This is a genomic window from Megamonas sp. (genome assembly GCF_986095205.1).
The window spans coordinates 1-11,137 of sequence record NZ_CFQVBI010000002.1 but is presented as its reverse complement, the minus strand read 5'-3'; the positions used below and the strand labels follow the sequence as shown (position 1 = coordinate 11,137).

General features: G+C 32.3%; 10 protein-coding genes. All 10 read left to right on the top strand.

Features of this window, described 5'->3' with window-relative positions; translation table 11 throughout:
* The first annotated feature begins 104 nt into the window (after positions 1 to 104).
* The gene (locus AC5LAX_RS00230) at positions 105 to 416 is read left to right on the top strand and encodes a hypothetical protein (protein ID WP_493263495.1); all 312 of its coding nucleotides are present in this window, start codon (positions 105 to 107) and stop codon (positions 414 to 416) included.
* A gap of 202 nt (positions 417 to 618) precedes the next feature.
* Positions 619 to 1,335: a hypothetical protein gene (locus AC5LAX_RS00225; protein WP_493263494.1), complete on the top strand. Its 717-nt coding sequence runs from the start codon at positions 619 to 621 to the stop codon at positions 1,333 to 1,335.
* A gap of 27 nt (positions 1,336 to 1,362) precedes the next feature.
* The gene (locus AC5LAX_RS00220; protein ID WP_493263493.1) at positions 1,363 to 1,878 is read left to right on the top strand and encodes a hypothetical protein; all 516 of its coding nucleotides are present in this window, start codon (positions 1,363 to 1,365) and stop codon (positions 1,876 to 1,878) included.
* Positions 1,878 to 2,249, top strand: a complete 372-nt coding sequence (locus AC5LAX_RS00215; RefSeq protein ID WP_493263492.1) for a hypothetical protein — start codon at positions 1,878 to 1,880, stop codon at positions 2,247 to 2,249. The genes AC5LAX_RS00220 and AC5LAX_RS00215 overlap by 1 nt, the downstream gene beginning before the upstream one ends.
* Before the next feature lie 7 nt (positions 2,250 to 2,256).
* Positions 2,257 to 2,913 carry a DUF7841 family protein gene (locus tag AC5LAX_RS00210; protein WP_493263491.1) on the top strand — a complete coding sequence of 219 codons (657 nt, stop codon included), beginning with the start codon at positions 2,257 to 2,259 and terminating at the stop codon, positions 2,911 to 2,913.
* Positions 2,914 to 3,897: 984 nt separating this feature from the next.
* A complete protein-coding gene (locus tag AC5LAX_RS00205) occupies positions 3,898 to 4,590 on the top strand; it encodes a hypothetical protein (protein WP_493263490.1) in 693 nt (230 codons plus the stop codon).
* Between the two features lie 2 nt (positions 4,591 to 4,592).
* Positions 4,593 to 5,564: a hypothetical protein gene (locus tag AC5LAX_RS00200; RefSeq protein ID WP_493263489.1), complete on the top strand. Its 972-nt coding sequence runs from the start codon at positions 4,593 to 4,595 to the stop codon at positions 5,562 to 5,564.
* On the top strand, positions 5,518 to 6,249 hold the full coding sequence (locus AC5LAX_RS00195; protein ID WP_493263488.1) for a hypothetical protein: 732 nt from the start codon (positions 5,518 to 5,520) through the stop codon (positions 6,247 to 6,249). The genes AC5LAX_RS00200 and AC5LAX_RS00195 overlap by 47 nt, the downstream gene beginning before the upstream one ends.
* On the top strand, positions 6,249 to 10,169 hold the full coding sequence (locus AC5LAX_RS00190) for a hypothetical protein (RefSeq protein WP_493263487.1): 3,921 nt from the start codon (positions 6,249 to 6,251) through the stop codon (positions 10,167 to 10,169). Before AC5LAX_RS00195 ends, AC5LAX_RS00190 begins: the two co-directional genes overlap by 1 nt.
* Positions 10,169 to 11,137, top strand: a 969-nt coding sequence (locus AC5LAX_RS00185; protein ID WP_493263486.1) for a PIN domain-containing protein, incomplete at its 3' end; no start/stop codon positions are given. The genes AC5LAX_RS00190 and AC5LAX_RS00185, both read left to right, overlap by 1 nt.

Sequence of the window (11,137 nt, the reverse complement as noted above, 5' to 3'; positions counted from 1 at the left end):
ATGAAAATAATGCCTTATAAACTACTTAAAATAGTTTATATAATACTTGCTATAATTGCAGTAGTTATGTATACATTAAGTTTAATATTTAATATTTAAAGATTATGATTGATTACATTGTATTTCCTGTTGCTGATATAGATGAAGAGAAGTCAGCAAAGATTGATGAACTTAGTTTAGTTCCTCGTAGTAATGTTAGTAAAGACAAAGTATTGATGAAGTGCCAACATTATAAAGAAGTGTTTCCTGAAAAAGTAACTAGAACAGTTACTACTGATGAAGAAGGATTGGAAATTATTAGTATTGAATATCCTTATGAAACTTATTCTAATGAAGCACTTGCTATTTTATTGTCAAGTCCTGAATGGAATTTTAAAGAAGATGAGGTAATAGAAGATTCCCCCATAGAGGAATGACATTACTTTTATTGCTTAACTCTAAGCCCTGCTTATAACAAGTAGGGCTTTTATTTTGTTCATACAATACCTAACTTTTAATAAAATTATTGTTTATAGCTAAAATAGATTAATGGTCGAATTTCTTATATTGTTCTTTGTTATGAGTGTATAGTAGCTGCTATAAGATATTCTTAATTTATTAATCTAAACCTTATTTATTATGCAAGTAATTGAAAAAGTTAAAGTCGTTCCCGAAGGTTATAATGGTGCAGGGATGGACGGTTATGGTCGCCGTGATGTTAACGGTAAAGCTAATGCAGGTCTTACGCTTGGTATTATCGGTACTGCTCTTGGAGCTTGGGCTTTATTTGGTAATCGTCGTTCTGCTGGTGTTCTCGGAACTGGTGCAGGTCTTATGGGAGACGGTTCTACAAATATTAATGTAGTTGGTGCAGGAATGGGAAGTACCAGTGCTCCTACTGCTTTCCAAGCATGGAGTAAATCTTGTGAAGATACTCTTGCTTTGCAGGGTGGTTTGTATCAGTGGGCTTTAACTCAACAGAGCCAACGTTTCCAAGACCGTCAGGTAATAGACAGCGAAATGTTCGGTTTGTATAAGTCACAGATTGATGCAGACTTCTTACTGTACAAGGGAAACCGTGATAACTACGATTCTCTTAAAGCAGAGATTAGCGACCTTAAAACGCAAGTTGCTGTTAGTGCTGCTATCCGTCCTTATCAGGATAAACTTATCCAGTGCGAAATCGAAAGAGCGTTCACCGCAGGTATCAATTATGTCGATAAAAAGACTTGTAATGTTATCTATGGTGTTACTTGTCTACCTAATGAGCCTACTACAACAGGTCTTGTTGGTAGAAATGCCAATGGTTGTCTACCGTGCGGATTTACTCAAACTGCTAGTACTCCTGCTACATAATATTACTAATCAATTAAAGAATAAGTTATGTTACCTATTAATCAAGTTATACTGGGCGGAACAGACCCTTTATTAAATACTGGAAGTCTTACCGACCAAATCCAATATTTAGAAGAACAGAAGCGACTTATTGAAGCTAGACAAAAACAGATTCAACAAGCTGCTAATGGACAACAAACTTTACAACAAGTTAGTCCTCAACAAACTGCTAAAGTAAGTGTTTGGGACTTGATTGATGCAGAGATTGAACCTCTTACTAATGAGCAAAGAAATATGCTTGCTACTAATGAAGAATATGTAGCTAACTATAATAATCTTCAATCTATGGTTCAAGCAGAAGTTCTTAATCTAGTAAGAGCTAATATTGAGAACAGTCCGGAAGGTAAAGCTTTGTTAGATAATCAACTAAAGTTAGTTAAGAATCTAAAGACTAGTATAATCGAGATGTCACAAAGAGAGATGCAATTGTTCAATGCTTTTAAAGAAGCTAGTGCAAAGAATCCTTCTCTTACTTATGATGAATTTATTAAAACTATGAAGTAATGATAGAGGTAAGTGTAGTAAAACAAAAGCTGCAAGATTACATTGTTAATCAGATAGATATTCTTGGCGAATCTAATCCAGCTATTAAGTTAGTTAAGCCTTTGGCTAAACGTGCAATTATTAATAACATTGATAGTTTTGATAAGTTTATCAATACTATTGCTAAAGACGGAAAGATTGATATTGAAGGTATAGTTGATGAGGAGATTGAAATAATCAAATCTATTCCTAACTTTGATTTTAATATTCCAGTTCTAGGTAATGGTAACATCTCTAATGGTAACATAACTCTTTCTATTCCTTTTATTAATAAAGGAATTATGTTTAACCAGTCTGATTTGGAAACATTCAGACAACTATTAACTAAGTAATATTATTATGAGAGAAGTACCATACGAGACAGACCATGATGTTCGTGCTCGTTCTCGGAGAGACGAAATATACGAACGAATTAATGATTTCCTTGCTCGTGGCGGTCGCGGAAGAAGTGGTCGTGGCGGACGTGGAAGAGGAATGATGAATCGTATTGGATATAAGACTTACGACAACTACGACAGGGATGAACAAAGAGGTTACGGTGAACGTCATAGATATGATGAAAGTCGAGGTTATGACGGAAGTCATGGATACGATGAAGAAGAACGTATGCTTCTTATGCAAATGCTTGGAGTAGATGGAAATGAACGTTATAATGATTATGGTGATGAACATTTTAATAAGCAGGAAGCTAAACGTACTGTTGATGAAATGTACCATGTCAAAGACGGTAAGAAATATATCGGTGAGAAATACGATATGCAGAAAGCTCACGAAGTTTGTAGTAAATTCAAAGATAAACTAGAAGATGAAGTAGAAGTTGCTGATGTTTATGTAGCTATTAATGCTCAATATCACGACTACTGCGAACTATTCGAGAAGTGGTTCGGAAAAGGAAACTTTGACGATATGATATTCGAAAGTGCTATCAGCTTTTGGTTTGATGATGTAGACTTCGGAGAAGATAAACTCTGGAAATACTTTAATGAATTGAAGTAATACAAGTTCTGTTATATTCCTAAAGAGAGATTACTAAATAATAGTAGTCTCTCTTTTCTTTTTAAAATAAAGTTTTATATTTGCGCCTGTAATATAAAACTTAATGCTTATGGGAATATTTGTTAAAGTATTGTTTGTAACTATAATAGCTATTACTATTATAGTATTCGCATGGAAAGAGATTACTAATATCCTTCCTGTGAAGGTTGTGTCTTATGTAAAGATAACAGGTGTGCTATTAAGTGTTATTTTAGGTACTCTATTATTCTTATTGTAATATGGACTTCGGGAATATACTTAATGAAATTCTACGTACTACTGCTACTAGTTTCGATTTTGCATTTGTTATTTGTGTTAATGTACTAGCGTATTTAGTAATTAAACTAGTTGACAAACTTAATGGAGATAAAGTAGTAAGTACTTGGAATAAAAGAGTGATAACTCTTGTGTGTGCTGTATTAATGGGAGTAATATACTTCTCGTTAAAGTTAGGTGATGTTAAAGTAGTACTTAATTCTATTATTCTTAGTTTTATATTTTGGAGTTGGATTCTAAAACCAATATTCGCCTTCTTCAAGATAGATTATAAGAAGTTTATAATAGAAGATGATGAACCTAATCAATATCCAAAGTAAGTACTATTAGTAAGAGTAGTAAATGAGAGTCGGCTAGCAATGGTCGGCTCTCATAGTATACACATCTCTTTATGGGGGAATAAAAACTACGTCCCACGCTCCTACGCTTTCACAGAAGCCCACCATTGCATTTTAGTGTCTAACCTTAACTTACTATTATCCGATAGACTTGCGTGTCTCTATGAGCCTTAAAATGCGTCATGTGTATAAAAATGTTTACAATGCGAATAACTGTAAGCTAGATAGTAAGCTAGATAATAGTGCTGAATCAAAATTATTAATAAAAGTCTTGTTAATACCAATATAATAACTATATTTGTTATAATACTAATTCAAAAACAAAAGTAATATGGCTTCATTAAATCAAATTGTATCTGAAATAGCTCATGCTATTCATCAGCCTAATAACTTTACTACGAGACAAACTATTCGTAGTGCGGTTATTCATACATTCAATGAACAGATAAGACAGACTTATGAGCGTCATGCTAATGTCGATAAGATATTAATGCAGAGATATAGGATAAGTCTTATTAATGTTCCTGACGGAGATATATTTCAAAGTCTTGTAAGTACTAAGTATAAAGTTAAAAGAAGCAAGACTAGAATACCTAGACCGGTTCGTCTTGATAATAATCTTCCTTTTGTTAGTGTTCGTACTGTTGGTTATGATAATATGGCTATTCCGTTTATTAAAGAAGCAAATGCTCAATTTTATAAAGCATTACCAGGAATGTGTACTAGTCTAAGTTATGATTATATCAATGGTTATCTATATGTTAATAGCAATGGTAATCCTTTGATTGAACCGCTAGGACATATTGTTATTGAATCGCCTTTTGAAATACCTACTGAAATTCCTGTTGAAACAACAGAAGGAGTTGAATCTAACTTCGATAATGATGATGAGTTTATCATTCCCGAAGATATGGTAGAACGAATCAAAGATGTAATCTATAAACGTAATCTACTTAATGTAGAGAGAGTAACTAATGAAGTCCCAGTTAAGGATGATATAAATAAACAACAAATAGAAGTATAATTATGGCTAGCGGTGAAAGATACGACCACAGAAATATGTATACTAGTTTTATAAAGACAGCCGAAGAGGATTATGTTCTCGTGTCTGAAAAGATAGCTAGATACAAATCTTTATTATATAAAATCAAATATTCTATTGAACAGAATAGAAATGCTATTGAAGCTATATTTGATGTATGTGTCTATAACTATTGGGAATGGAATACTGACGAACTAGATATTGATAGAAAGATGGAGACAGCAATAGATGCTAAGTTCGTCAAATTCGATTCTTCTAAACAATTAAGATACGGTAATATATATCGTAACTTAAAACAATACTTTAGAGTACTTCGTAAAATAAAAGAATATGAGATAAGACAGCAGAGAATTAAACATCGTAAGAACATTACTCGTCCTCAATACGAAGCCTATTGCAAGTTATTCTTTAGAGAAGTATCTAAAGAAGTTCTAAGAGGAAAAGTTTATAAGTTTGAAAAGAGACTTGGTTGTCTTATAATAGAAAGAGTTATAGTTAGAGATAGTTTTACCACTGCTGATGGAAAAGTTGTTAAGTTCAAAAAAGTAATTGACTATTATAAAACAGAACTAAACAAAAGAAATCTTCTTGCACAAGGGCTTATTCCTTATAATAAGAAAGACCATGCAGCAGCCTTACTAAGAGGTGAGAAATACGAAGGAGTTAAATATGTGGAGTATCTTGATAATCCTTATTATTGTAAGTTACTTATGATTGATGGTACAATTAAGAATAGACCATTGTTTAAATTCTATGGAACTAATCTTCACATGAAGCGTAGTAACGACGATATACTATCTGAATGTAAGACTGTTGAAGATATTATTAATGTCGATACTGATATTAATAATCGTCTTTCTTTAATTAATAAGTTTGACCCAAGTTACACTATAAAATATATTAGAAATAATGAACAAAGAGCTATTTTCCGTAGAAACTATTATCGCAAGACTTGATAATGATTTCAATATTATGAATAGCGATTATATACCTAGAGTGGGTGCTTGGTGTATAGATGCTATGAATGAGATGGGTATTCTTCAATATGAAGAAAAAGAAACTACTATTGATGTTGTTGATAGAGTTGCTTATTTCCCATGTTGTATGAATGCTTTTAAAGTTTATGTTGAGGGTTGCGAGATTTCCCCCTTAAAGAAGGGTAAATGCTCTTGCTCTTCCGGTACTACTGAACATTTCGTTCAAGATAGAGAAAGAGCTAGAGAACGTGAAAGTAAACGTACTGTTGAGATTGACCTCGAAGGTTACGAAGGAAAGAATTATGTATATCTTCGAGATGCTAATGCTATTCAATTAAACTTTGATACAGATGTTGTTAAAGTATCCTATCTTACAGTTAAGACTGTATATAGTGATACTTTTCATTGTAATATTCCTGTTATACCTGATAACGGAAAACTTATCGAAGCTCTTGAATGGTTTTGTATGTGGAAGTTACTAAGTAGAGGACTTAAACATCAAGTATATTCTCTACAAGGTGCTATGCCAGTTAATCCATATTTGTTATGGAGAGATTCTCGTGACAGAGCTAGAGCTTCTGTTATTAATGAAAACCAAGATGTTAACGCTTATAAAGGTTGGGCGTCATTCTTTTATAATTCAACATTTAGACCTAGAGACTAATGGAAATAGTTAAAGAATTAAATAAAGATGATGGGTTAGAATTTATAAAGAATGGTTCTATAACTCATGCTTCTAATATAGTAGTTTCTAAAGATGGCAATTCTATCCAGAATGAAAAGTCTTTAGAAACTATTGCTACGTTTGATAATACCATTGTTGGTATTGTGCCTTGTGCTACTGAACTTGTTATCTTTACTAATGCCAATGAAATATTTAGATATAATGAGTTTACTGGTGAGACTATTAAAGTAGCTGCTTCATGGGAATGGTACGGTGGAGAAGTATTTGGAACTTATACGTATAATGTTCGTGGAGACTTAATCATAGCTATTAGTGAACGTAATCCTAGAGAAGATGTGCCACTAAAAGTTATAAATCTTAATAATGCTGATTTAGGTTCAGATAATATCTTTACTCTTAATCCTAATATTCCGCAAGTTACTGTAACTGATTACGGACAGATGGCTGGTGGAAGAATGAGAATGGGAACTTACTTGTTATTTATTAGATATGAAATAACAGATAATGAATATACTAGTTGGAGAGATTTAGGAGTTGTAATTTATCTATCTAATGAATTAAGTAAAGAGATTGTGTCTTCTGTAACTATTGAAGGAGTTAAAGTGCCAGCAATGGTTTCTGTACCTACTCATATTACAGCTACTTACGAACTATATGATTATTCAAGGGAAGATACTGATTACGCACAGTCTTATATCTATGCTAAGTTAGAGATGGTTAATAAGACTACTAATAAGTTTAAATCTTTTCAGATAGCTTATGTTTGTACTTATAAAGATGGAACAGAAGCCTATAACTTAGGTAGTTACCAATTCAACGAAGAAAACAAATATGATATATATGGTATTCGTTCTGGTAAGACTCAAATGTCTGTTGATGAAGTATTAGTGTCTGCTAACAACTTTAATCTTTATAATATCAAAACAATGTGTAACTATAATAATAGATTATATGTTGCTAATTATAAAGAAGAAAGTAGAAAGCTAGATATTGATAGTTTCGATACTAGTGGAATTAAAGTTGGTGTTTGGAATGAAACAGACAATCATGGAAATAAATTAAAAGATGATTCTGGAAAAGAAACTGTTATAGGTGTTCCAAAACCTATTGAAGATGAAGTTTATAGATTCTATATTCATTATGTTTATCCTGATGGAAGTTATACTGATGGTATTCTTATAGAAAATAACAATTATCGTCATAAAGATACTAATAATGGTTTTTGGGTAAAAGACCCAGTACAAATTGTTATAGGTAGATATTATAATACTTCGATTAATAAAGATGTCGATATTATGATGGATTGTTATGATGATACTAAAGTGTCTGATGTAAAGGCTGCTATTGAACAAGCTAAAAAGGATTATCCAGGATGGTATGAGACTACTATTATGGATAAACTTAGTCTTATTCAAATGGCAGAAGAGGCTAAGATAGATTACTATTGGTTTAATCTTGACCCACGGTTTATGGATGGAAGTACTGCTAGTGCTAGTCCATACTACGGAATGAAGTTCTTATGTCCATTTACTAATAACAAAGGAGATAGATTATTCAGAACTCCACATCAAGTAAAAGGAAACTTTACTTTTAAGAACATACCTATGTATGAAGGATTCGTAGGTTACTTTATTAGCTATGAAGAAATAGATAGTATTCTTATTTGCGATGGTATAGTAGACCAACATAGAGATGAAGGTTTTAGCAATGATGTTCTTAGAGAATCTAGTTTTAATAATCTAGCTGTATACTCTAGTAGTTATCAATTCTATTCAGACGATATATATGTTCTAAAAAAGAGTGGAACTCCAAATGTATTTGTTAGTCTTGGAACTCTTAGTTTTCAAACTAGAGATGAACAAACAGCTAATAATAGAGATACTATTAATGCTTATATAGTTAAAGATTGTGCTAATAATTCTATTAGAGAATATAGTCATGTAAATAGCTCTGATTTTTATGCAGCTAATAGTACACCACAAATTGGAATAACTTCTAAGATTGTTGCAAATAATGCTGGTCAGTATTTTAAAATTGGAATTCCTTATAGTAGTGCAGGACAATTAATCTCTACTATTATACTTACAGAAGGAACAACCACTACTAAATTACTTACTAGAGGTAGACTTCTTTATATTAATCAAGAAATATATACTAAGAAAGAAGGAGTTAAACTAATACGTCTAGGGCAGAACAAATATGTAGATGGCGAACCTCTTCCATTAGTAGGTTACGAGTATGGCGAAAATGGAATGAGACAAAATGTTACTGGATATATTAGTATGGATTCTGCTATTATAATATTTGATAATGCAGGAGTTACTTATTCAGGAGATTGGCAACCTGTATATGGTTCGGTAGATAGAAAGTTCTACGGTATATATAGAACAGCAGTAGGACTAGAAACTATTGATAATGCTATTAGAGATATAATGCACATTAATGCAGTCAGATGTTATAAACAACTTACTTACTTACCAAGTGCTAAGATTAAAGTAGGAAAGATAGAAGATACTTACTTTACTTATGCTAGAGGAGATGCTGGTAACTTTGTGAATATATCTAATAGACAATTAACTGCGTCTATTCTCTATGGGTTATACGAAGTATCTAGTATATATGTTGATTATGCGAGACCTAATATAAATGCTTATAATCCTAATGCGGTAGCTAATCAAGTAGAAGTCTACGGCAACTTTATTCGTAGAAGTAATGTTCTTCAATCTGAATCTACTAATAATGCTTGGAGACAGTTTCCTGCTGATGGATATAAGATAATTAGCGAGAACAAAGGTAACATCATTAATATACTAGGAACTGGTGTTTATCTTATTGCTCATTGTGAACATTCAATGTTTATCTTTAATCGTGATTCTACTCTTGCTACTAAAGACAAAGATGTACAGATGTATATGCCAGATGCTTTCGATACTGAATATCAAGAAGTATTTACTAGTGAGAAAGGATATGGTGGACTACAAGACTTTGGAGCATTTACTTGTAATGAAGTTGGTTACGTATTCTTTGATAAGAGCAAACGTAAGTTATATAGATTCGATGATAAACAACTAAATGATATTACTATTGGTATTCAGAGTGTATTAGATAAATACGTTAATAAGAATACTATTGTTAATATAGGAATGGACAAAGAATCTAATCGGCTTATCTGCTCCTTTACGGGGGAGGAAAAGGTCTTCACATTCTCCTATTCTTTAGCTGCTAATAATTGGATAAGTACTCATAATTATTCTGGTAAGTACTTCAATACTAAGACAGAACTATATCAAATACCAGATAGTACTCCAAAAGTAATATATAAGAATGGTAGTCCTAAAATAAATGGAGAACTATTATATCCATATCTTAATTACGAGTATTGTACAATAGATGATAACAAGAATCCATTTTATATTAGTGAAGCTGTTGGTTGTGCAGTAGTAGATGTAGTATTTAACTTAGAGTTCGATACGATTAAGTTACTTAATTACATAACTTACGACTTAAAAAAGACAAACAATATTAATTATAGTGGGAATAAAATTCTTATATTTACGAACACAGGTATCTCAACTGAATGGGACGTTTCAACAACTAGTCGTAATGAAAAGAATATGACTAAGCCATACTACGAGCAAGGTAAATGGAACTTCAATTACTTCCGTAGTTTGATAAAAGGAGTTGAAGAACTAGAACCAATAGATAGAATTACTGGTAATTACAATATTGTAATACTTGACGAGAATCAAGTTAATATAATAACTGCTGGTAAACCATATAAGAAACAAGACAGTCTTATTAATGGTAAGTATATTGGTATTCGCTTCATTATTAAAGAGACTGATGTTGCAGTTACTCTTAGTAATATAGAATGTTTTATTAATAAATACAGAGAATAATGGTACAAAGAATTAATCGAAGACCGAAAGCATTTATCGGTGCTGCCATATCTGTTGGTACTCAACTAATCGGTGGAATACTGAATAGTCAAAAGCAGAAAAGACAAGAAGAAGAACAACGTCGTCTTGTCAAGAAGCAAGAGTATCAACAACGAGCAGCTTATATGACACAGCAAACAGCTGTTGATAACGATACTTATGCCGATATAAGAAACCAACTAATGAGAGTCGGCGGTGATACCCCCCGTAAAGGATTGACACCAATCGTTAGTCGTGGTGGTACAGCTGTGCCTATCAAGAAGAATACGTTTCTTCTTAAAGGTCGTAAGCATGATACTGGTGGTATTGTTATTGGTAAAGGCAAAAACTCTATTGAAGCAGAAGGAGATGAAGTAGTTCAGATTACTCCTAAACAACTTAAAGTATTCAGTGCTCAACCAATACTTAATGGTAATAGTCCTGCTGAACTAGTTCAGAAAGGTGCAGAACCTTCTAAAGTATTTAATGCACAAGAAGAATTTAAGGATAAAAACAATCTTAATGATGATGGTACTAAAAATAACAGTAAGATGAAAAACGGTGGTATTCGTAAAATTTATCCAAGTCTTTTAGGAAGATATTATGGAAAAAATGAAGGAAGAGCTATTCGTAGTTTAAGAGAAGCTCGTAGTAATCCTAATTATCAATACAATGGTAATAATATTCCTTCTATGCCTTCTCTTAATAGTGAATTAAAACCTATTAAAAGAGAAGAACCTGTTAAGAAGGAAGTAAGTAAACCTAAAAAACAATCTTTTAGTTCAGCTTTCGCAGAAGCTCGTAGACAAGGACTTAAAGTATTTGAATGGAACGGTAAAAAGTATGGTACTCAATTAGCTAGCGAAGTAACTAAAAAACAATCTTTTAGTTCAGCTTTCGCAGAAGCTCGTAGACAAGGACTTAAAGTATTTGAATGGAACGGTAAAAAG